Here is a 21,264-nt window from a genome sequence, read left to right as displayed (position 1 = left end):
ATGTTACAACCAAAGCGTACAAAATTCCGTAAGGTGCACAAAGGCCGCAACCGTGGTCTGGCGCAAGGTACGGATGTTAGCTTCGGCACTTTCGGTCTTAAAGCTGTTGGCCGTGGTCGTCTGACTGCACGTCAGATCGAAGCGGCACGTCGTGCTATGACCCGTGCTGTTAAGCGTCAAGGTAAAATCTGGATTCGTGTATTCCCAGACAAGCCAATCACTGAAAAGCCACTCGAAGTTCGTATGGGTAAAGGTAAAGGTAACGTAGAATATTGGGTTGCCTTAATTCAGCCTGGTAAAGTCCTGTATGAAATGGACGGTGTGCCTGAAGAGCTGGCTCGTGAAGCATTCTCTCTGGCAGCAGCGAAACTGCCTATCAAAACCACCTTTGTAACTAAGACGGTGATGTAATGAAAGCACAAGAGCTGCGCGAAAAAAGCGTAGAAGAGCTGAACGCTGAACTTTTAAACCTGTTACGTGAGCAATTTAACTTACGTATGCAGGCTGCGAGTGGTCAGCTGCAACAGTCTCATCTAATGAAACAAGTGCGTCGTGATATCGCACGCGTGAAGACTTTACTGACTGAGAAGGCAGGTGCGTAATGAACGATAAAATCCGTACTCTGCAAGGTCGTGTAGTTAGTGACAAAATGGAGAAATCTATTGTTGTTGCTATCGAGCGTATGGTGAAACACCCTCTGTATGGTAAATTCATCCGTCGTACGACTAAATTGCACGTACATGACGAGAACAATGAATGTGGAATTGGTGACGTGGTAGAAATCCGCGAAACTCGTCCACTGTCTAAGACTAAGTCTTGGGCCTTAGTTCGCGTTGTAGAAAAAGCTGTTCTGTAATAGAATAGATTTTTCGTGATGAATAAACGGCTCTTTTTGATCGAGCCGTTTATTTTTTCCTGTCCAACACGAAGATGTGGTGTTATAATGCCGCGCCCTCGTAGTATGGGTATATTTGAACGGCCTCTTCATAATGAGGTGGCTCAGTAGTAGTTGACATTTAGCGGAGCACTAAAATGATCCAAGAACAGACTATGCTGAACGTGGCCGACAACTCCGGTGCACGTCGCGTAATGTGTATCAAGGTTCTAGGTGGCTCGCACCGTCGCTATGCACATGTAGGCGACATCATTAAAATTACTGTTAAGGAAGCAATTCCACGCGGTAAAGTTAAAAAGGGTGATGTCCTGAAAGCGGTAGTGGTGCGCACCAAGAAGGGTGTACGTCGCCCTGACGGTTCTGTCATTCGCTTCGATGGTAATGCTTGTGTGTTATTAAACAATAACAGTGAGCAAGTAATCGGTACGCGTATTTTTGGGCCGGTAACTCGTGAACTTCGTAATGAGAAGTTTATGAAAATTATCTCTCTGGCACCTGAAGTACTCTAAGGAGCGAACTATGGCAGCGAAAATCCGTCGTGATGACGAAGTTATCGTGCTAACTGGGAAAGACAAAGGTAAGCGCGGTAAAGTAAAGCAGGTTATTTCTTCTAGTAAAGTTATCGTTGAAGGTATCAATCTGGTTAAAAAACATCAGAAGCCAGTTCCGGCTCTGAACCAACCAGGTGGCATCGTTGAAAAAGAAGCGGCTATTCAAGTTTCTAACGTTGCAATCTTTAACGCGGCAACTGGCAAGGCTGACCGTGTAGGCTTTAGATTCGAAGACGGCAAAAAAGTCCGTTTCTTCAAATCTAACAGTGAAACTATCAAGTAATTTTTGGAGTATACGATGGCGAAACTGCATGATTACTATAAAGACGAAGTAGTTAATAAACTCATGACTGAGTTTAACTACACTTCTGTCATGCAAGTCCCTCGGGTCGAGAAGATCACCCTGAATATGGGTGTTGGTGAAGCGATCGCTGATAAAAAACTGCTGGATAACGCAGCAGCTGACTTAACAGCAATCTCTGGTCAAAAACCATTGATCACCAAAGCACGCAAATCTGTTGCAGGCTTCAAAATCCGTCAGGGCTATCCAATCGGCTGTAAAGTAACTCTGCGTGGCGAACGCATGTGGGAGTTCCTTGAGCGTCTGATTTCTATTGCTGTACCACGTATTCGTGACTTCCGTGGCTTGTCCGCTAAGTCTTTCGATGGTCGCGGTAACTACAGCATGGGTGTACGTGAACAAATCATCTTCCCTGAAATCGATTACGATAAAGTGGATCGTGTACGTGGTTTAGATATTACTATCACCACTACTGCGAAATCTGATGATGAAGGTCGCGCACTGTTAGCAGCGTTCAACTTCCCGTTCCGCAAGTAAGGCAGGTTACTCATGGCTAAGAAATCTATGAAAGCGCGTGATGTTAAGCGTGCTAAATTAGCTGAGAAATTCTTCGCAAAACGCGTAGAACTGAAAGCTATCATCTCTGATGTTAAAGCATCTGATGAAGATCGCTGGGACGCTGTTCTCAAGCTGCAAACACTGCCACGTGATTCAAGTCCTTCTCGTCAGCGTAACCGCTGCCGTCAAACTGGGCGTCCGCATGGTTTCCTGCGGAAATTTGGTCTGAGCCGTATTAAAGTCCGTGAAGCCGCTATGCGCGGTGAAATCCCGGGCCTTAAAAAGGCTAGTTGGTAATTGTCACCATATTGAATCACGGGAGTAAAGACAGATGAGCATGCAAGATCCCATCGCGGATATGCTGACCCGTATCCGTAACGGTCAGGCCGCGAATAAAGTTGCGGTCACCATGCCTTCCTCCAAGCTGAAAGTGGCGATTGCCAAAGTGCTGAAGGAAGAAGGTTATATTGAAGATTTTAAAATTGAAGGCGACATCAAGCCAGAATTGGAACTGACTTTACGTTATTTCCAAGGTAAGGCTGTCGTAGAAAGCATCCAGCGTGTAAGCCGCCCAAGTCTGCGCATCTATAAGAAAAAAGATGAGCTGCCACAAGTTATGGCTGGCTTAGGTATCGCTGTTGTTTCTACCTCTAAAGGTGTCATGACTGATCGTGCAGCTCGCCAAGCTGGTCTTGGTGGCGAGATTCTCTGCTACGTAGCTTAATTCGGGAGGAAAGAATGTCTCGTGTGGCAAAAGCACCCGTCGTCATTCCTGCCGGCGTAGAGGTAAAACTCAACGGTCAGGTTATTTCGATCAAGGGTAAAAACGGCGAGCTTACTCGTACTATCCATAATGCAGTTGAAGTTAAACATGAAGATGGCCACTTAACTTTCGCTCCGCGCGAAGGTTTTGCTGATGCATGGGCACAAGCGGGTACTTCTCGCTCACTGCTGAATGCAATGGTTATCGGTGTTACCGAAGGCTTCACCAAAAAACTTCAACTGGTCGGTGTTGGTTACCGTGCAGCAATCAAAGGCAACGCAGTAAGCTTGTCTTTAGGTTTCTCGCATCCGGTTGAACACGCACTGCCAGCAGGCATTACTGCTGAATGTCCAACACAAACTGAAATCGTACTGAAAGGTGCGGATAAGCAAGTGATTGGTCAAGTTGCAGCAGAACTGCGTGCTTACCGTCGTCCTGAGCCTTATAAAGGCAAAGGTGTTCGTTACGCCGATGAAATCGTGCGTACTAAAGAGGCTAAGAAGAAGTAAGGTAACACTATGGATAAGAAAGCAGCTCGTATCCGTCGTGCGACCCGCGCACGCCGCAAGATCCAAGAGTTGGGTGCGACTCGCCTGGTGGTACATCGTACTCCACGCCATATTTATGCGCAGGTTATTGCACCTAACGGTTCTGAAACATTGGTTGCCGCTTCTACTACAGAAAAAGCTATCAATGAGCAAGTGAAATTCACTGGAAACAAAGATGCAGCAGCAGCAGTTGGTAAATTAATTGCTGAGCGTGCACTGGAAAAAGGCATCACTGTTGTTGCTTTTGACCGTTCTGGTTTCCAATATCATGGTAGAGTCCAGGCACTGGCAGATGCTGCCCGTGAAGCTGGCCTTCAGTTCTAAGGTAGAGGTGTAAGATGTCTCACATCGAAAAACAAGCTGGCGAACTGCAGGAAAAGCTGATCGCGGTAAACCGCGTAGCTAAAACCGTTAAAGGTGGCCGTATTTTCAGCTTTACCGCACTGACTGTAGTTGGTGATGGTAACGGTCGCGTTGGTTTTGGTTACGGCAAAGCGCGCGAAGTTCCGGCAGCAATCCAGAAAGCGATGGAAAAAGCCCGTCGCAGTATGAAAACCGTTGCTCTAAACAACGGCACATTATTCCACCCAGTGAAAGGTACACACACCGGTTCTCGCGTGTTTATGCAACCTGCTCACGAAGGTACCGGTATTATTGCCGGTGGTGCAATGCGTGCTGTTTTAGAGGTAGCTGGAGTTCGCAACGTACTGGCTAAAACCTATGGTTCCACTAACCCAATCAACGTGGTTCGTGCAACACTGGATGCTTTAGACAGCATGAAGTCTCCAGAAATGGTCGCAGCTAAGCGTGGAAAATCCGTCGAAGAAATTCTGGGGTAATCAGCCATGGCTAAGACTATTAAAATTACACAAGTTCGCAGTTCAATCGGTCGTCTGCCGAAACACAAGGCAACACTGGTCGGTTTAGGTCTGCGTCGCATTGGTCATACAGTAGAGCGCGAGGATACTCCTGCTGTTCGTGGTATGATCAACTTGGTTTCCTACATGGTTAAAGTTGAGGAGTAAGAGATGCGTTTAAATACTCTGTCTCCGGCTGAAGGTGCCAAGCACGCGCCTAAACGCGTAGGTCGTGGTATCGGTTCTGGTCTGGGTAAAACCGGCGGTCGTGGTCACAAAGGTCAGAAGTCTCGTTCTGGCGGTGGCGTACGTCGTGGTTTCGAAGGTGGCCAGATGCCTTTATACCGTCGTTTACCGAAATTCGGTTTCACTTCACGTAAAGCAATGATCACTGCGGAAATCCGTCTGTCTGATTTTGCTTCTGTTGAAGGCGATGTTATTGATCTGAACGCACTGAAAGCCGCGAACGTTATTGACATCCAGATTGAATACGCAAAAGTTATTCTGTCTGGCGAAGTGAATCGTGCAGTTACTGTACGTGGCCTTCGTGTTACTAAAGGTGCTCGCGCTGCAATCGAAGCTGCCGGCGGTAAAATTGAGGAATAAGTGACAGATGGCTAAACAACCAGGATTAGATTTCCAAAGTGCCAAAGGTGGAGCTGGCGAACTAAAACGCAGACTTTTGTTTGTTATTGGGGCGCTAATTGTTTTCCGAATTGGTTCTTTTATTCCAATCCCTGGTATTGATGCCACTGTGCTTGCCAAATTGCTCGAACAGCAACAAGGCACCATCATTGAAATGTTTAACATGTTCTCTGGTGGTGCTCTTAGCCGTGCTTCTATCTTTGCTCTGGGTATCATGCCGTATATTTCGGCATCGATCATTGTCCAGTTATTATCTGTGGTTAACCCACGATTAGCAGAGATCAAGAAGGAAGGAGAAGCAGGTCGTCGGAAGATAAGCCAATATACTCGCTGGGGTACTCTGGTATTAGCAATATTCCAATCTATTGGTATTGCAATGGGTCTACCGAATATGCCAGGGATGCAGGGATTAGTTCTTGATCCAGGCCTCCCATTCTACTTCACGGCAGTTGTTAGCTTAGTCACAGGAACTATGTTCCTTATGTGGTTAGGTGAGCAGATAACTGAAAGAGGTATCGGTAACGGTATTTCAATTATTATCTTCGCTGGTATCGTTGCGGGTCTCCCGCCGGCTATTGGCCATACCATCGAGCAAGCTCGGCAAGGCGATCTGCACTTCCTCCTGTTGCTGTTGGTTGCGGTATTAGTATTCGCGGTAACTTTCTTTGTAGTGTTTATGGAACGTGGTCAACGTCGTATCGTCGTAAACTACGCTAAACGCCAACAAGGACGCCGTGTCTACGCTGCACAAAGTACACATTTACCGTTAAAAGTGAATATGGCGGGTGTAATTCCTGCAATTTTTGCTTCCAGTATCATACTATTCCCGGGTACAATAGCGTCTTGGTTTGGTGATGGAACTGGCTGGGACTGGCTGACTACAGTATCTATGTACTTACAGCCTGGACAACCGTTATATGTGTTGCTTTATGCCTCTGCGATCATCTTCTTCTGTTTCTTCTATACTGCGTTGGTTTTCAACCCAAGAGAAACAGCAGATAACCTGAAGAAGTCCGGTGCATTTGTACCAGGAATTCGTCCGGGAGAGCAAACGGCCAAGTACATCGATAAGGTAATGACACGATTAACATTAATCGGTGCTCTTTATATTACCTTTATCTGCCTAATCCCGGAGTTCATGCGTGACGCAATGAAAGTACCTTTTTACTTTGGTGGTACTTCCCTCTTAATCGTGGTTGTCGTTATCATGGACTTTATGGCTCAAGTGCAAACTCTGATGATGTCAAGTCAGTATGAGTCTGCATTGAAGAAAGCAAATCTAAAAGGTAAATAATCACGCGAGTGATTATGGTTTGCTTAGAAGTTACGGAGAGTAAAAATGAAAGTTCGTGCTTCCGTCAAGAAATTATGCCGTAACTGCAAAATTATCCGTCGCAATGGTAGCGTTCGTGTGATTTGCAGTGTTGAGCCAAGACATAAACAACGTCAAGGCTAAGAAAAAGCATTTTTTTCTTGCAAAGTTGGGTTGAGCTGGCTAAATTAGCCAGCCAATCTTTTTTATCTAAGATACATTATTGTTTGAGTATCCTGAAAACGGGCTTTTCAGCACAGTAATGTATATTTTAACTTAGGAGTGCATAGTGGCCCGTATAGCAGGCATTAACATTCCTGATCATAAACATACCGTAATCGCTTTAACATCGATTTTCGGCATCGGCAAAACTCGCTCACAGGCTATCTGTGAAGCAACTGGTATTGCTGAAAATGTTAAGATCAGTGAGCTGTCTGAAGAACAAATCGACAAGCTGCGTGACGAAGTTGCTAAATACGTTGTAGAAGGTGACTTACGCCGTGAAATTACCCTGAGCATCAAGCGTCTGATGGACCTTGGATGTTACCGTGGTTTACGTCATCGTCGTGGTCTTCCTGTGCGCGGACAGCGTACTAAGACTAACGCTCGTACCCGCAAGGGTCCGCGTAAGCCGATCAAGAAATAAGTCGGGGTATTGAATAATGGCAAAGGCACCAGTTCGTGCACGTAAGCGTGTAAGAAAACAAGTCTCAGACGGTGTGGCTCATATCCATGCTTCTTTCAACAACACAATCGTTACCATTACTGACCGTCAGGGTAACGCATTAGGTTGGGCAACTGCCGGTGGTTCCGGTTTCCGTGGTTCTCGCAAATCCACTCCGTTCGCAGCTCAAGTTGCGGCAGAGCGTTGCGCAGAAGCTGTGAAAGAATACGGAATCAAAAACCTGGAAGTTATGGTTAAGGGACCGGGTCCGGGTCGCGAATCAACAATTCGTGCTCTGAACGCCGCTGGTTTCCGCATCACTAATATTACTGATGTGACTCCTATCCCTCATAACGGTTGTCGCCCACCGAAAAAACGTCGCGTTTAATACGTTTCGTTTTTTTTAGGACTGTTGGAGAAAGAAAATGGCTAGATATTTGGGTCCTAAGCTCAAGCTGAGCCGTCGCGAAGGAACAGACCTCTTCCTGAAGTCTGGTGTTCGCGCGATTGACACCAAGTGTAAATTAGAACAGGCACCTGGCCAGCACGGTGCGCGTAAACCGCGTCTGTCTGACTATGGTGTTCAGTTACGTGAAAAACAAAAAGTTCGTCGTATTTACGGTGTTCTGGAACGTCAATTCCGTAACTATTATAAAGAAGCAACTCGCCTGAAAGGCAACACAGGTGAAAACCTGCTGACCCTGCTGGAAGGTCGTTTAGATAACGTCGTTTATCGTATGGGCTTTGGCGCAACTCGCGCAGAAGCACGTCAAATGGTTAGCCACAAAGCTATCATGGTAAATGGTCGTGTAGTTAATATCGCTTCTTATCAGGTTTCCCCGAATGACGTTATCAGCGTTCGTGAGAAAGCTAAAAAACAGTCTCGTATCAAGGCTGCTTTAGAGCTGGCTGAACAGCGTGAGAAGCCAACTTGGCTGGAAGTTGATGCTGCTAAAATGGAAGGTGTGTTCAAGCGTATTCCTGAACGTACTGACTTGTCTGCGGACATTAACGAACACCTGATCGTCGAGCTTTACTCCAAGTAAAGCTTAGCACCAAAGAGAGGACACAATGCAGGGTTCTGTGACAGAGTTTCTAAAACCGCGCCTGGTAGATATCGAGCAAGTGAGTTCGACGCACGCTAAGGTGACCCTTGAGCCTTTAGAGCGCGGCTTTGGCCACACTCTAGGTAACGCACTGCGCCGTATTCTGCTTTCGTCTATGCCGGGTTGTGCGGTGACAGAGGTTGAGATTGATGGTGTACTGCATGAGTACAGCACCAAAGAAGGTGTACAGGAAGATATCCTGGAGATTCTCCTCAACCTGAAAGGGCTGGCGGTAAAAGTTCAGGGGAAAGATGAAGTTATTTTAACCTTGAATAAATCTGGCATTGGCCCTGTGACTGCAGCCGACATCATCCATGATGGTGATGTCGAAATCGTCAAGCCACAGCATGTGATCTGCCACCTCACTGACGAAAGCGCATCTGTAAATATGCGTATTAAAGTTCAGCGTGGTCGTGGTTATGTGCCGGCTTCTGCCCGAGTTCATTCGGAAGAAGATGAGCGCCCAATCGGTCGTCTGTTAGTCGATGCTTGCTATAGCCCTGTAGAGCGTATTGCCTACAATGTTGAAGCAGCTCGTGTTGAGCAGCGTACTGACTTGGATAAGTTAGTAATCGAAATGGAAACTAATGGTACAATCGATCCTGAAGAGGCGATTCGCCGTGCAGCTACCATCCTGGCTGAACAACTTGAAGCTTTTGTTGACCTACGTGATGTACGTCAGCCAGAAGTTAAAGAAGAGAAACCAGAATTCGATCCTATCTTACTGCGCCCAGTTGACGATCTGGAATTGACTGTCCGCTCTGCTAACTGCCTCAAAGCAGAAGCTATCCACTACATCGGTGATCTGGTACAGCGTACAGAAGTTGAGTTGCTCAAAACTCCGAACCTCGGTAAGAAATCTCTTACTGAAATTAAGGACGTCTTGGCATCTCGTGGTCTTTCTCTGGGCATGCGCTTAGAAAATTGGCCACCAGCAAGTATTGCTGATGATTAGGATCACAGGTTAAGGTTTTACTGAGAAGGATAAGGTCATGCGCCATCGTAAGAGTGGTCGTCAATTGAACCGCAACAGCAGCCACCGCCAAGCTATGTTCCGTAACATGGCAGGTTCTTTAGTTCGTCATGAAATCATCAAGACGACTCTGCCTAAAGCGAAAGAACTGCGTCGCGTCGTTGAGCCGCTGATTACTCTTGCCAAGACCGACAGCGTAGCTAATCGTCGTCTGGCATTCGCACGTACTCGTGATAACGAGATCGTTGCAAAACTATTTAATGAACTGGGACCTCGTTTCGCAGCTCGCGCAGGTGGTTACACTCGTATTCTTAAGTGTGGCTTCCGCGCAGGTGACAACGCTCCGATGGCTTACATCGAGCTTGTTGACCGTGCTGTTGAGTCTCAAGAAGCAGCTGCAGAGTAATCTGTAATTGCTTTCAAGAAAACCGGGTGTATTGCCCGGTTTTTTTGTACCTGCTATTCTAACCCTCCAAATTAATTCTTTTCCATCCTTGAATTTTTATTTTCTATCCATACTTATAGGCATAAGCAAATGAGCATGTATAAGATAGGTCAAATAGCTAAGTTGGCAGATGTTACACCAGATACGATCCGTTTTTATGAAAAACAGGGGTTGATGGGGCACAAAACGAGAACGGAAGGTGGCTACCGGTTGTTTACGGAGCAAGATTTACAGCGCCTACGTTTTATCCGTTATGCTAAGCAGCTAGGATTTACACTTGAAGCGATTACTGAGTTATTATCAATTCGTGTTGACCCCGAACATCACACTTGTCAGGAATCAAAAAATATTGTTGATATTAGACTGATTGAAGTAGAAAAGAAGATCCAAGAGCTGATCATCATGAGAGACTCATTGAAAACCTTGAGTTCAGCATGCTGTGGTGATGAGCATGCATCAACATACTGCTCTATCATGGAGATTTTGGAAAAAGGCGCATCAAAAATTTATTAATTTAAAACTGATTATGAAGGTAGATTATGAATAAGTATCAGCATAAGCGTGGTGAGATTAAAGATAATGCCATTGAGGCACTGTTGCATGACCCTCTATTTCGTCAGAGAGTTGAGAAAAATAAGAAAGGCAAAGGAAGCTATACAAGAAAAGGAAAAACCAATAAGGCAGATAACTGGGAGGCCAGTGGTAATCGGTTAATAAACTTATTACCACTGACCTTTTAGTTATTTTTTATTCTGTTCTTTCAGTAAGTCACGAATTTCAGACAGTAAAACTTCTTCTGTAGATGGTGCAGCAGGCTCTGCTGGTCCAGCTTCTTCTTTTTCACGACGAACTTTGTTCATTACTTTGATCGCCATAAAAATAGCAAATGCGACAATAACAAAATCAAAAACAGTTTGGATAAACATCCCATAATTCATTACGACGGCAGGTACACTTCCTTCCGCTTCTCGAAGTACAAGGCTGAATTGTTTAAAATCTACACCACCAATGATTAGTCCAAGTGGGGGCATGATCACATCGGCGACTAGCGAAGAAACAATTTTACCAAATGCGGCACCAATAATAATACCGACTGCCATATCCACAACGTTGCCCTTCATGGCAAATTCGCGGAACTCTTTTAAAAAACTCATGTACGACCCCTTCCCTTTATTTATTAACTAAATGACTAAACGTGTGGAACCACGTATCAAAATTATAGTATCTAGAATTATTAACCTGCAAACCTTTACTATTTATTTTAGATAATTATAAAAAGAACGGACTTGGTTGGAACAGCTTTTCCACATCCGGCACATATTTTTTATCGGTAATAAACATAATGACATGGTCACCTTGCTCAATAATATGGTAATCGCTAGCAATGATGACTTCTTCCTCTCTTACGATGGCTCCAATAATTGTGCCTGGAGGGAGTTTAATTTCTGATATTTTTTTACCAACCACTTTTGATGTGTTCTCATCACCGTGGGCAATCGCTTCAATGGCCTCTGCGACTCCTCGGCGTAACGATGAGACACTGACAATATCCGCTTTTCTGACGTGACCAAGTAAAGCTGAAATAGTCGCTTGCTGTGGAGATACTGCAATATCAATAACACCACCTTGAACTAATTCAACATAGGCAGACCGTTGAATTAATACCATGGCTTTTTTGGCCCCCATTTTTTTTGCAAGCATAGCGGACATGATATTTGCTTCATCATCATTGGTAAGTGCAATAAACACATCCATTTGTTCAATGTGTTCTTCAGTCAGTAACTCTTGATCTGAGGCATCACCATAAAAAACAATCGTATCATGGAGCAACTCAGCGAGTTCAGTTGCTCTTTCCTGATTACGTTCAATCAGTTTAACGCTATAGTCTTTTTCCAATCGCTTAGCTAAACCAGCACCTACGTTACCACCACCCACAATCATTAAACGCTTGTATGGTTTTTCTAATCGCTGAAGCTCACTCATTACTGCTCTTATATGTTGAGTGGAGGCAACGAAGAAAACTTCATCACCTGCTTCAATAATAGTTGAACCTTGAGGACGAATCGGTCTATCTTGACGGAATATGGCGACAACTCGAGTATCAATATGTGGCATGTGCTCACGTAAGCTAGATAATGCATTGCCTACCAGAGAGCCCCCATAGTAGGCTTTTACCGCTACAATACTCACTTTACCTTCAGCGAAATTAACGACCTGTAAAGCCCCCGGATATTGGATAAGTTTATAGATATATTCAATAACCAGCTGTTCTGGTGATATCAGATAATCAATAGGGATTTGCTCTGCCAAAAAAAGCTTGTCCGCTTCGCGGATATATTCGGTTGCACGAATACGCGCGATTTTATTCGGTGTATTAAATAGGCTATAAGCAATTTGGCAAGCAACCATATTGGTTTCATCCGAGTTAGTCACTGCAACTAACATATCCGCATCTTCAGCTCCAGCATCTCTAAGAACTCGGGGATGAGATCCATGCCCATTAACTACGCGCAGATCAAACTGATCTTGTAGCTGGCGCAAGCGATCGGCATTGGTATCAACAACGGTAATATCGTTATTTTCATCCACTAAGTTTTCAGCGAGTGTCCCACCGACTTGCCCTGCACCTAGAATAATGATCTTCATAGCATCTTCCTATCTCAGAGTCTTTGTTAAATATTACTGTACGTGCTTGAGTAAGCGGGCGTAAAAGAAACCATCGCCCCCAGTTGCGCTTGGTAATATTTGTAAGCCTAATTCTGTACCATCATTCATACTTGCATCAGTATGTTTAGAGAGGAAATGCTGAATCTGCTGGCTATTTTCTTCAGGCATGATGGAGCATGTGGCATACACTAATGTGCCGCCAGGTTTTAAGTATGGCCATACAGCCTCTAAGATTTGAGCCTGTAGCTGAGATAGCTCTTGAATATCTGAATCGCGCCTTAGCCATTTAATATCAGGGTGGCGCCTAATAACTCCCGTTGCAGAACACGGAGCATCCAGCAAAATACGATCAAATTGTTGATCTTTCGCCCACTCTTCAGGTTTCGTACCATCCCCTTGAATAACAATAGCTTGTTGCTTCAATCTTTGCAGATTTTCTTTCACTCGCTTGAGCCGTGATTCATCAATGTCTACAGCAAGAACATGGGCTTTAGGAGCTAGTTCTAAAATATGTGTTGTTTTTCCGCCCGGAGCGGCACATAAGTCGAGAATATTCTCGCCATTAACTGGAGAGAGTAATTCAGCACAGCCTTGCGCAGAAACATCTTGCACTGTAGACCAGCCATCTTCAAAACCAGGTAAACCGGTAACGGGAGCCGCTTCTTCTAAGCGAATTGCACTTGGATGGGATGGGTGCAAGTGTGCTGTAATTTCCGCTTGTTCGAGTAACTCTAAATATTGCGCGGCAGTATGATGTTGAGAATTAACTCTCAACCACATTGGCGGACGTTGATTATTGGCATCAACGATATTTTCCCAGTTATCAGGGTAGGCAGTTTGAATGCGTTTTAATAACCAACTAGGATGTAAATATTGGCTATTGTTATTTGTATTGCGCTCTTCTAACTGAACTTGCTGACGCTGAAAAGATCGTAGTACTCCATTTATTAGACCTTTCAATTGTGGGCGCTTTAATGCAACAGCACCATCCACGGTTTCTGCTAAAGCTGCATGTGCAGGGATGCGTGTATAGAGCAATTGATAGATCCCAACCATGATGAGGTAATGTAAAGTTCTTTGCTTACCTGTTAGCGGTTTTTCCATAAGCTGGCTAATAAACCATTCGAGCTTTGGTAGATAACGTAAAACACCGAAGCAAATTTCTTGCAGTAGTGCTTTATCTTTATCATTAATATTACGTTGAAGATCAGGTAAAACGGTACTTAACGATTGTCCGTTATCTAAAACCTGACTAATGGCGGTCGCAGCGATACTACGCAAATTATATTTGTTTTTCATAATTGAAAGAGAGTCTATTAGTTATTTAAGTAGCATTACCGGATTCTGCTCTTTCAGGTAATGCTACCAATATATTAGTCTAGCAATTGCTCAGGTATGAACCATTCGCGGCGGGAGTTAAGGATATCTTGCGCACTCATCGCTTTTTTACCAGGTGGCTGTAGCTGAGTAATATTTAATACCCCATTGCCAGTTGCAACACTGATACCTTTTTTATCGGCACTGATAATAGTACCTGGGCGCAGATTATGTGCTTGAGCGATGACTTCCGCTTGCCATACTTTGATTAATTGCTCTTGCACCATGAAATAACTCATTGGCCAAGGGTTAAAGGCACGAATACACCGTTCAATGTGTTCAGCAGGTAGTTGCCAATCAATTCGCGCTTCATCTTTAGATAATTTTTCAGCGTAATTGGCGAGTGAATCATCTTGTTTTTCTGGGGAACAATGGCCCGAAGAGAGTAAATCTACTGTATGAATGAGCGCTTTAGGCCCTGTCATCGCCAGCTTTTCATATAAAGTCGCACTCGTATCTTCAGCCGTAATCGGGCAAGTGGCTTTATATAACATATCTCCAGTATCAAGACCGGCATCCATCTGCATGATCGTGACACCAGTTTCATTGTCACCTGCCCAAATGGATCGTTGAATCGGAGCTGCGCCTCTCCAGCGTGGTAACAATGAACCATGAACATTCAAACAGCCTAAACGGGGAATATCCAAAACGGCTTGTGGCAGGATCAAACCATAAGCAACGACAATCATCAGATCAGCATTTTGATCTTTGATCCATTGTTGATTGTCTGGATCACGTAAAGTAACGGGCTGGAAAACAGGTATTCCATGTTCTTCCGCAAGGATTTTCACTGGGCTAGGTGTTAGCTTTTTGCCTCTGCCTGCAGGTTTATCGTGACGAGTTAATACACCAACAACGTTATGATTGGTTTCTAACAATGCAGCCAAATGTTTAGCTGCGAAATCAGGCGTACCTGCAAAAATAATTCTTAATGGTTCTGACACGATCCTTTCCCATTTATAGTAATAAAGACTAACTTATTATCAAATCAACGATTTTTAGCTTCTTTAGCTCTCAGTCTATCAAGTTTTTCTACTTTTTGGCGGATACGTTGGCGCTTCAACGGTGATAAGTAATCAACGAATAGTTTTCCAACTAAATGGTCCATTTCATGTTGAATACAGATAGCCAGTAGACCATCAGCTTCCAGTTCAAATGATGTACCGTTATAATCAAGAGCACGAACTTTCACTTTCTCCGCCCTTGGTACAAATCCTAGCTGTTCAGGGATTGATAGGCAGCCTTCTTCTATACCTGTTTCACCTTCTTTATTAAGAAGCTCAGGATTGATAAGTACAAGGCGCTCATTACGTGATTCAGAAACGTCAATAACAATGATGCGCTGGTGGATATCCACTTGCGTTGCTGCGAGCCCAATGCCTTCCTCGTCATACATCGTATCGAACATATCATCAATAATACGCTGGATAGATGCATCAACTTTTTCAACTGGTTTTGCAACGGTGCGAAGGCGCTCGTCTGGATAATGTAACACGTTTAAGACTGACATAAATTTTTCGAGTAGTTTCCAAAATTTGAAAGGTAATTACCGTCTATTCTAGACATTTATCAGTCATATTGACAGTATTGGTTATGATTTGTTCGTTTCCAAATGTGCTAACTTACTGTCAGGAAGACAAAATGAATGAACAGGAAATATGGCTAAGGCTTTCGCAAGTTAGCCGAGTTGGGATAAAAACAGCACCAAAGATAGTATCTCAATTAAAACAAATAGATAAAGTAAGTCATACAGTATTAAAAGCCTGTGGGCTGAATGAAATGCAACGATTGCAATTCCTAAATGTCCCTTTAAAGCGCATTGATTCAACTTTGAAATGGTTGGAAGTCAAAGAAAATCAATTAATTACATTTTTGGATGCGCAATATCCTTTTTTATTAAAGCAGATATATAACCCTCCTTTATTGCTGTTTGTGTCGGGACGAAGTGAATTATTATCTGAAAAGCAAATTGCCATCATAGGAAGCCGGCAAGTTACTGCATATGGTAAGAAATGGACGGAAGCTTTTGTTCGAAAGTTTATAAATTACAAATTGACGATCACCAGTGGTTTGGCTCTCGGTATTGATGGTATCAGTCATAGAACTGCAATAGAAAACCAAGGAAAGACAGTCGCAGTATTAGGAAGTGGACTTTCCCATATTTATCCAAAACAACACTTTGATCTAGCAGAACGAATTAGGTCTGAAGGGGTATTAGTTTCAGAGTATTTTCCTGATACTCCTCCATTAGCAAAACAGTTTCCTCGAAGGAACCGTATCATTAGTGGGTTAAGCAAAGTGGTATTGGTTATCGAAGCGGGTATGAAAAGTGGATCATTGATTACAGCCCGATATGCAATTGAACAAAATCGAGATCTATTTACACTACCGGCACCATTAGGTAACTCAGCATTTAGTGGTAATCATTGGTTGATACAGCAAGGGGCATACCTGCTGGTAGAACCCGAGGACATATTATTACATCTAGAATGCTCACCAAATTGGATACAACCAGAATTGGAGATTAAAACCTCTGTGCAGCCAGAGTTAAATCTGACAGAAAGTCGGATTTTAGGTATGGTAGGGTACCAACCGATCCCTGCAGATATCATCGCGACTGAATTACAGTTACCTATCACGCAAGTAATTTCAGCCTTAACTGAACTGGAGATAGATGGTGCAGTTATATCTGTGGCTGGTGGATATCTCAGAGTAAACTAGTCGTTGAAGAAAAGAGTGGATTAAACAAAAACATGTCGAAGCAATTGCCTTTTGATACAGATAAAAATGAATACTGTCCTGAATGTAACTCTTTGCTGGTTATTCGAAACGGAGCTCATGGGCCTTTTTTAGCGTGCTCTGGTTACCCTCAATGTCATTATATTAAGCCATTAAGAGCTGTTGCTGAGACTCACATTGTCAAAGTATTGGAAGGTCAAAGCTGTCCTAAATGCGGATATGATTTGGTGTTAAAACAAGGGCGTTTTGGGATGTTTATTGGCTGTAGCCACTATCCTGAATGCGAACATACAGAGCTCATCGATAAACCGGATGAAACCAAGGTTCCTTGTCCTCAATGCCAAACAGGTAATTTACTACAAAGAAAATCCCGTTTTGGTAAAACTTTTTATGCTTGCGATAACTATCCTAACTGTCAGTTTATCCTGAATAATAAGCCTGTAGTGGGAAAATGTCAGTCTTGTGAATACCCATTACTTATGGAAAAAAAGGTTGGACAGGGAGTAAGATTGTTCTGTGCCAGCAAACGCTGCGGTCAGTTACAAGAAGAACTATGAGTTAAAACTATGCAAAATCAATCTACACCTGCAATTAAAAATATTATTGAAGCATTGAAACAACAACAAGTTATCGCTTATCCAACAGAAGCCGTTTTTGGCTTAGGATGTGACCCTGATAGTGAAGTTGCGGTAAATAAATTACTTGAATTGAAGCTGCGCCCTTGGGAAAAAGGGTTAATTTTGATTGCTGATAATTATGAACAGCTCAAAAATTATGTCGATGACAGCCAGCTAAACGAACAGCAGCGCCAAGCAATGTTTGCTACATGGCCGGGACCTGTCACCTGGGTGATCCCTGCAAAGAAAACGACACCAAAATGGTTGACGGGGCAATTTGACACTTTAGCTGTTCGTGTGACAAACCATGAATTAGTGAAAGCGCTTTGCAGGGAATATGGCAAGCCAATCGTATCAACGAGTGCAAATTTGAGTGGATTGGAACCATGTCGAACTACAGAAGAAGTAATCGTGCAGTTTAAAGACACAATCCCTGTTCTTGATGGTGTTGTTGGTGGAAGATTAAATCCATCAGAAATTCGTGATGCTATGACTGGGCAATTATATCGTAAAGGATAATGATTAATGGGAATGTTTGCAGTTTTTGGTAACCCGATTCAACACAGTAAATCACCTTCAATACATCAAATGTTTGCTAAGCAGACAGGCATTGATCTTGAATACCAGAAAATACTTGCTCCCGTAGAAGATTTCGAAGTCTATTTATCAGATTTTTTCGAAAAAGGCGGGCAGGGTGCAAACATTACATTGCCGTTTAAAGAAAGGGCTTTTCAATTCGTATCAGAGTTGACAGAAAGAGCTCAAATCTGTGGTGCCGTCAATACGATTAGAAAACTCGATAATCATCGCTTGTTGGGTGACAATACTGATGGTGTGGGATTGTTGCTTGATCTACAGCGTCTTGGGTTTGTGTCGCCTTCAAGCAAAATATTGGTTATTGGAGCTGGTGGCGCAACTCGTGGTGCTCTATTACCTCTACTTGAGTACGGCTGCGATATTACATTGACTAACCGAACCTTTATAAAAGCAGAATCTTTATCTCACCATTTTTCGGCTCTTGGGAAAATACAGAGTAGACCAATGGCACAGCTCATTTCAGCAGAATTTGATCTAATCATAAATGGTACTTCTTCTGGGGTGACTGGCGAGATCCCTAAAATCAGCCCTGAATTATTTTCTCAACAAACCGCATGCTATGACATGTTTTATCAACGAGGTTTAACACCTTTTTTGTTATTTGCTAAGCAACACCAAGTGAATAAGCTAGCTGATGGCTTAGGTATGCTGGTTGGGCAAGCTGCATTTGCCTTTAAACTTTGGCATGGGGTGGTACCAGAGATTGAGCCAGTATTAAAAGAGTTAAAAAAGGAACTTGAATAATGAATCAGGCGATTCAATTTCCAGATAGGGAAGTATGGGACTCGGCTATTAATAAGGTACGGTTCCCTGTTTTAGTCAATGGACTACTGTCAGAGTGCGTTATTTCACAAACCTTACTTATTAAACGATATGGTCAGAATGAAACACCATTGGCGCTTTTTCAACATTATCGTTGGGATATAGAAGAAGAGTTCGAGACCTTGATTGAACAAGGACTCGATAATGAGAATGGCTTCTATGAATTGCTGGACGATAAATAGTTATTTTTCCACTCAACATAATTATTAGCCGAATAACGTAAATGGCCAAGTTCAGCTTCGGTGAGCTTTCGTATTGCCTTGGCTGGGCTTCCCATATATAAGTAACCAGACTCCAATCTTTTTCCCTGAGTGACGAGGCTGTTAGCGCCGATCACAACATCATCTTCAATAATAGCTCCATCAATCACAATAGATCCCATGCCGACAAGAACACGATTACCTATCGTGCATCCGTGCAGCATGACTTTATGTCCAACAGTGACATCTTCTCCAATAATTAATGGATTTCCATCAGGATTGCTGGCGGATTTATGGGTGACATGTAGCACTGAGCCATCCTGAATATTTGTCCGTGCACCTATAGAGATATAATTTACATCACCACGTAGTACGGATAGTGGCCAGATGCTTACATCTTCGGCTAAGCGAACATCTCCAATGACGACAGAAGATGGGTCAATAAAAACATTTGCAGCGACAGAAGGGAAGGTTTCTAAATAATGTCTTAAAGATGTATTCATATTCGTAGCCATAAAACGTAGATGGATATAAAGGTAACTATAAGGAAGCTCTTAATTAAGAATCAAATAATTAAGAGAGGACAATATGAATAGAATTATACGGCAAAATGGCTGTTTTTATAATCATAGCGATAGTAAAAAAAGCATAATGATGAAATTATCTGCAAACGGTGTTTTTTTTTAAAAAAAAAGGTTGTGTAATTTTTCGAGCTCCCTATAATGCGCATCCGTTGTCACGACAAACCGGCTCGAAGAAAACCTCGAAGCCCCGTGATAACAGAGGTGAAGAAAGAAAATAGTTGAAAATAATCGCTTGACTTTCTAAATAAAAAACGTAGTATACGACACCTCGCGACAACGACCTAAAGTCGATAATCAAAAGATTAAGTCGCACCGCTCTTTAACAATTTATCAGACAATCTGTGTGGGCACTCACAGGACACTATCAAAAAAATATTTGATTTTAAGTCTTGAAGAGTGACTAACACGTTAATTCATATATATGAACTAATAGGTAATTTGGTTTCTTCGGAAATCAAACGACAGTAACATTCTTTGAGCATCAAGCTTTTTAATTGAAGAGTTTGATCATGGCTCAGATTGAACGCTGGCGGCAGGCCTAACACATGCAAGTCGAGCGGTAACAGGGGAAGCTTGCTTCTCGCTGACGAGCGGCGGACGGGTGAGTAATGTATGGGGATCTGCCCGATAGAGGGGGATAACTACTGGAAACGGTAGCTAATACCGCATAATCTCTTAGGAGCAAAGCAGGGGAACTTCGGTCCTTGCGCTATCGGATGAACCCATATGGGATTAGCTAGTTGGTGAGGTAATGGCTCACCAAGGCGACGATCCCTAGCTGGTCTGAGAGGATGATCAGCCACACTGGGACTGAGACACGGCCCAGACTCCTACGGGAGGCAGCAGTGGGGAATATTGCACAATGGGCGCAAGCCTGATGCAGCCATGCCGCGTGTATGAAGAAGGCCTTAGGGTTGTAAAGTACTTTCAGTTGGGAGGAAGGCGTTGATGCTAATATCATCAACGATTGACGTTACCAACAGAAGAAGCACCGGCTAACTCCGTGCCAGCAGCCGCGGTAATACGGAGGGTGCAAGCGTTAATCGGAATTACTGGGCGTAAAGCGCACGCAGGCGGTTGATTAAGTTAGATGTGAAATCCCCGGGCTTAACCTGGGAATGGCATCTAAGACTGGTCAGCTAGAGTCTTGTAGAGGGGGGTAGAATTCCATGTGTAGCGGTGAAATGCGTAGAGATGTGGAGGAATACCGGTGGCGAAGGCGGCCCCCTGGACAAAGACTGACGCTCAGGTGCGAAAGCGTGGGGAGCAAACAGGATTAGATACCCTGGTAGTCCACGCTGTAAACGATGTCGATTTGGAGGTTGTTCCCTTGAGGAGTGGCTTCCGGAGCTAACGCGTTAAATCGACCGCCTGGGGAGTACGGCCGCAAGGTTAAAACTCAAATGAATTGACGGGGGCCCGCACAAGCGGTGGAGCATGTGGTTTAATTCGATGCAACGCGAAGAACCTTACCTACTCTTGACATCCAGAGAACTTAGCAGAGATGCTTTGGTGCCTTCGGGAACTCTGAGACAGGTGCTGCATGGCTGTCGTCAGCTCGTGTTGTGAAATGTTGGGTTAAGTCCCGCAACGAGCGCAACCCTTATCCTTTGTTGCCAGCGATTCGGTCGGGAACTCAAAGGAGACTGCCGGTGATAAACCGGAGGAAGGTGGGGATGACGTCAAGTCATCATGGCCCTTACGAGTAGGGCTACACACGTGCTACAATGGCGTATACAAAGAGAAGCGACCTCGCGAGAGCAAGCGGAACTCATAAAGTACGTCGTAGTCCGGATTGGAGTCTGCAACTCGACTCCATGAAGTCGGAATCGCTAGTAATCGTAGATCAGAATGCTACGGTGAATACGTTCCCGGGCCTTGTACACACCGCCCGTCACACCATGGGAGTGGGTTGCAAAAGAAGTAGGTAGCTTAACCTTCGGGAGGGCGCTTACCACTTTGTGATTCATGACTGGGGTGAAGTCGTAACAAGGTAACCGTAGGGGAACCTGCGGTTGGATCACCTCCTTACCATTGAAGTGT

33 protein-coding genes and 1 rRNA gene are annotated in these 21,264 nt (G+C 43.9%); 28 read left to right on the top strand and 6 right to left on the bottom strand.

Annotated features, from left to right (window positions below; all coding sequences use genetic code 11):
* The 22 genes from rplP (at position 1) to GKR61_RS10835 (ending at position 10,358) form a co-directional block, all read left to right on the top strand.
* Entirely contained in the window at positions 1–411 is a 411-nt protein-coding gene (gene rplP / locus GKR61_RS10940) for a 50S ribosomal protein L16 (protein ID WP_004926449.1), read from the top strand.
* Entirely contained in the window at positions 411–602 is a 192-nt protein-coding gene (gene rpmC / locus GKR61_RS10935) for a 50S ribosomal protein L29 (RefSeq protein ID WP_006657017.1), read from the top strand. Before rplP ends, rpmC begins: the two co-directional genes overlap by 1 nt.
* Positions 602–856: a 30S ribosomal protein S17 gene (gene rpsQ, locus GKR61_RS10930; protein WP_006657018.1), complete on the top strand. Its 255-nt coding sequence runs from the start codon at positions 602–604 to the stop codon at positions 854–856. Before rpmC ends, rpsQ begins: the two co-directional genes overlap by 1 nt.
* A gap of 176 nt (positions 857–1,032) precedes the next feature.
* Complete coding sequence (gene rplN / locus GKR61_RS10925; RefSeq protein ID WP_004265449.1) at positions 1,033–1,404, top strand: 50S ribosomal protein L14; 372 nt, start codon at positions 1,033–1,035, stop codon at positions 1,402–1,404.
* 10 nt (positions 1,405–1,414) lie between these two features.
* Positions 1,415–1,729 (top strand): 50S ribosomal protein L24, encoded by a 315-nt coding sequence (gene rplX, locus GKR61_RS10920; protein WP_004265452.1) that lies wholly within the window; start codon positions 1,415–1,417, stop codon positions 1,727–1,729.
* Between the two features lie 15 nt (positions 1,730–1,744).
* The gene (rplE, locus tag GKR61_RS10915) at positions 1,745–2,284 is read left to right on the top strand and encodes a 50S ribosomal protein L5 (protein ID WP_006657019.1); all 540 of its coding nucleotides are present in this window, start codon (positions 1,745–1,747) and stop codon (positions 2,282–2,284) included.
* Positions 2,285–2,296: 12 nt separating this feature from the next.
* On the top strand, positions 2,297–2,602 hold the full coding sequence (gene rpsN / locus GKR61_RS10910; RefSeq protein WP_004265458.1) for a 30S ribosomal protein S14: 306 nt from the start codon (positions 2,297–2,299) through the stop codon (positions 2,600–2,602).
* A 34-nt stretch (positions 2,603–2,636) separates the two neighbouring features.
* A complete protein-coding gene (gene rpsH, locus GKR61_RS10905) occupies positions 2,637–3,029 on the top strand; it encodes a 30S ribosomal protein S8 (RefSeq protein WP_004907134.1) in 393 nt (130 codons plus the stop codon).
* Between the two features lie 14 nt (positions 3,030–3,043).
* Entirely contained in the window at positions 3,044–3,577 is a 534-nt protein-coding gene (gene rplF / locus GKR61_RS10900) for a 50S ribosomal protein L6 (protein ID WP_006657020.1), read from the top strand.
* 9 nt (positions 3,578–3,586) lie between these two features.
* Positions 3,587–3,940: a 50S ribosomal protein L18 gene (rplR, locus tag GKR61_RS10895; RefSeq protein ID WP_006816326.1), complete on the top strand. Its 354-nt coding sequence runs from the start codon at positions 3,587–3,589 to the stop codon at positions 3,938–3,940.
* A gap of 14 nt (positions 3,941–3,954) precedes the next feature.
* Positions 3,955–4,455 carry a 30S ribosomal protein S5 gene (gene rpsE / locus GKR61_RS10890; RefSeq protein ID WP_006657022.1) on the top strand — a complete coding sequence of 167 codons (501 nt, stop codon included), beginning with the start codon at positions 3,955–3,957 and terminating at the stop codon, positions 4,453–4,455.
* Between the two features lie 6 nt (positions 4,456–4,461).
* Positions 4,462–4,641: a 50S ribosomal protein L30 gene (rpmD, locus tag GKR61_RS10885; RefSeq protein WP_006657023.1), complete on the top strand. Its 180-nt coding sequence runs from the start codon at positions 4,462–4,464 to the stop codon at positions 4,639–4,641.
* Positions 4,642–4,644: 3 nt separating this feature from the next.
* Positions 4,645–5,079, top strand: coding sequence for a 50S ribosomal protein L15 (gene rplO, locus GKR61_RS10880; protein ID WP_006657024.1), 435 nt, complete (start codon positions 4,645–4,647; stop codon positions 5,077–5,079).
* A 7-nt stretch (positions 5,080–5,086) separates the two neighbouring features.
* Positions 5,087–6,412, top strand: a complete 1,326-nt coding sequence (gene secY, locus GKR61_RS10875; RefSeq protein WP_036955906.1) for a preprotein translocase subunit SecY — start codon at positions 5,087–5,089, stop codon at positions 6,410–6,412.
* Between the two features lie 45 nt (positions 6,413–6,457).
* Positions 6,458–6,574, top strand: a complete 117-nt coding sequence (gene rpmJ, locus GKR61_RS10870; protein ID WP_004265484.1) for a 50S ribosomal protein L36 — start codon at positions 6,458–6,460, stop codon at positions 6,572–6,574.
* A 145-nt stretch (positions 6,575–6,719) separates the two neighbouring features.
* The gene (gene rpsM, locus GKR61_RS10865) at positions 6,720–7,076 is read left to right on the top strand and encodes a 30S ribosomal protein S13 (protein ID WP_004907144.1); all 357 of its coding nucleotides are present in this window, start codon (positions 6,720–6,722) and stop codon (positions 7,074–7,076) included.
* Positions 7,077–7,092: 16 nt separating this feature from the next.
* Complete coding sequence (rpsK, locus tag GKR61_RS10860; RefSeq protein WP_004388621.1) at positions 7,093–7,482, top strand: 30S ribosomal protein S11; 390 nt, start codon at positions 7,093–7,095, stop codon at positions 7,480–7,482.
* A gap of 37 nt (positions 7,483–7,519) precedes the next feature.
* A complete protein-coding gene (gene rpsD / locus GKR61_RS10855; protein WP_004265487.1) occupies positions 7,520–8,140 on the top strand; it encodes a 30S ribosomal protein S4 in 621 nt (206 codons plus the stop codon).
* A 25-nt stretch (positions 8,141–8,165) separates the two neighbouring features.
* Positions 8,166–9,155, top strand: a complete 990-nt coding sequence (locus GKR61_RS10850) for a DNA-directed RNA polymerase subunit alpha (RefSeq protein WP_036955903.1) — start codon at positions 8,166–8,168, stop codon at positions 9,153–9,155.
* A 37-nt stretch (positions 9,156–9,192) separates the two neighbouring features.
* Entirely contained in the window at positions 9,193–9,579 is a 387-nt protein-coding gene (rplQ, locus tag GKR61_RS10845; protein ID WP_036955900.1) for a 50S ribosomal protein L17, read from the top strand.
* A 135-nt stretch (positions 9,580–9,714) separates the two neighbouring features.
* Positions 9,715–10,131, top strand: coding sequence for a Zn(2+)-responsive transcriptional regulator (gene zntR / locus GKR61_RS10840; RefSeq protein ID WP_036955922.1), 417 nt, complete (start codon positions 9,715–9,717; stop codon positions 10,129–10,131).
* 26 nt (positions 10,132–10,157) lie between these two features.
* Positions 10,158–10,358 carry an alternative ribosome-rescue factor A gene (locus GKR61_RS10835; RefSeq protein WP_036955893.1) on the top strand — a complete coding sequence of 67 codons (201 nt, stop codon included), beginning with the start codon at positions 10,158–10,160 and terminating at the stop codon, positions 10,356–10,358.
* On the opposite strand, the gene mscL is transcribed toward GKR61_RS10835, so the two are convergent.
* The 5 genes from mscL to def all read right to left on the bottom strand — a co-directional run bounded on the left by mscL (position 10,359) and on the right by def (position 15,172).
* A complete protein-coding gene (gene mscL, locus GKR61_RS10830; protein WP_154639769.1) occupies positions 10,359–10,772 on the bottom strand; it encodes a large-conductance mechanosensitive channel protein MscL in 414 nt (137 codons plus the stop codon).
* A 115-nt stretch (positions 10,773–10,887) separates the two neighbouring features.
* Positions 10,888–12,264 carry a Trk system potassium transporter TrkA gene (gene trkA, locus GKR61_RS10825; protein WP_036955884.1) on the bottom strand — a complete coding sequence of 459 codons (1,377 nt, stop codon included), beginning with the start codon at positions 12,262–12,264 and terminating at the stop codon, positions 10,888–10,890.
* A gap of 33 nt (positions 12,265–12,297) precedes the next feature.
* On the bottom strand, positions 12,298–13,584 hold the full coding sequence (gene rsmB / locus GKR61_RS10820) for a 16S rRNA (cytosine(967)-C(5))-methyltransferase RsmB (RefSeq protein ID WP_036955881.1): 1,287 nt from the start codon (positions 13,582–13,584) through the stop codon (positions 12,298–12,300).
* A gap of 74 nt (positions 13,585–13,658) precedes the next feature.
* Complete coding sequence (gene fmt / locus GKR61_RS10815; protein WP_036955878.1) at positions 13,659–14,606, bottom strand: methionyl-tRNA formyltransferase; 948 nt, start codon at positions 14,604–14,606, stop codon at positions 13,659–13,661.
* A gap of 44 nt (positions 14,607–14,650) precedes the next feature.
* Positions 14,651–15,172 carry a peptide deformylase gene (gene def, locus GKR61_RS10810; protein ID WP_036955874.1) on the bottom strand — a complete coding sequence of 174 codons (522 nt, stop codon included), beginning with the start codon at positions 15,170–15,172 and terminating at the stop codon, positions 14,651–14,653.
* A gap of 131 nt (positions 15,173–15,303) precedes the next feature.
* On the opposite strand from def, the gene dprA reads away from it, so the two are divergent.
* The 5 genes from dprA to GKR61_RS10785 are packed head-to-tail and all read left to right on the top strand — an operon-like array spanning position 15,304 to position 18,619.
* Positions 15,304–16,383, top strand: a complete 1,080-nt coding sequence (dprA, locus tag GKR61_RS10805) for a DNA-processing protein DprA (protein WP_154599677.1) — start codon at positions 15,304–15,306, stop codon at positions 16,381–16,383.
* A 32-nt stretch (positions 16,384–16,415) separates the two neighbouring features.
* Entirely contained in the window at positions 16,416–16,958 is a 543-nt protein-coding gene (locus GKR61_RS10800) for a DNA topoisomerase family protein (protein WP_036955862.1), read from the top strand.
* A gap of 9 nt (positions 16,959–16,967) precedes the next feature.
* Positions 16,968–17,537 (top strand): L-threonylcarbamoyladenylate synthase type 1 TsaC, encoded by a 570-nt coding sequence (gene tsaC, locus GKR61_RS10795; protein WP_036955858.1) that lies wholly within the window; start codon positions 16,968–16,970, stop codon positions 17,535–17,537.
* Positions 17,538–17,543: 6 nt separating this feature from the next.
* A complete protein-coding gene (aroE, locus tag GKR61_RS10790; RefSeq protein ID WP_036955855.1) occupies positions 17,544–18,359 on the top strand; it encodes a shikimate dehydrogenase in 816 nt (271 codons plus the stop codon).
* Positions 18,359–18,619, top strand: coding sequence for a DUF1488 domain-containing protein (locus GKR61_RS10785; protein ID WP_036955850.1), 261 nt, complete (start codon positions 18,359–18,361; stop codon positions 18,617–18,619). Before aroE ends, GKR61_RS10785 begins: the two co-directional genes overlap by 1 nt.
* Here the strand turns inward: GKR61_RS10785 and GKR61_RS10780 are convergent.
* Positions 18,595–19,140: a gamma carbonic anhydrase family protein gene (locus tag GKR61_RS10780; protein ID WP_036955843.1), complete on the bottom strand. Its 546-nt coding sequence runs from the start codon at positions 19,138–19,140 to the stop codon at positions 18,595–18,597. The two genes, GKR61_RS10785 and GKR61_RS10780, sit on opposite strands and share 25 nt — an antisense overlap.
* Positions 19,141–19,712: 572 nt before the next feature.
* Between GKR61_RS10780 and GKR61_RS10775 the strand changes: the two genes are divergently transcribed.
* Positions 19,713–21,252, top strand: a 16S ribosomal RNA gene (locus tag GKR61_RS10775).
* Positions 21,253–21,264: the final 12 nt, after the last annotated feature.

Origin of the sequence: Providencia sp. wls1916 (assembly GCF_009706585.1) — a bacterium.
Taxonomy (GTDB): domain Bacteria; phylum Pseudomonadota; class Gammaproteobacteria; order Enterobacterales; family Enterobacteriaceae; genus Providencia; species Providencia lanzhouensis.
Note: the sequence above shows the minus strand (reverse complement) of the source record. Positions and strands in the feature narration are given on the sequence as shown.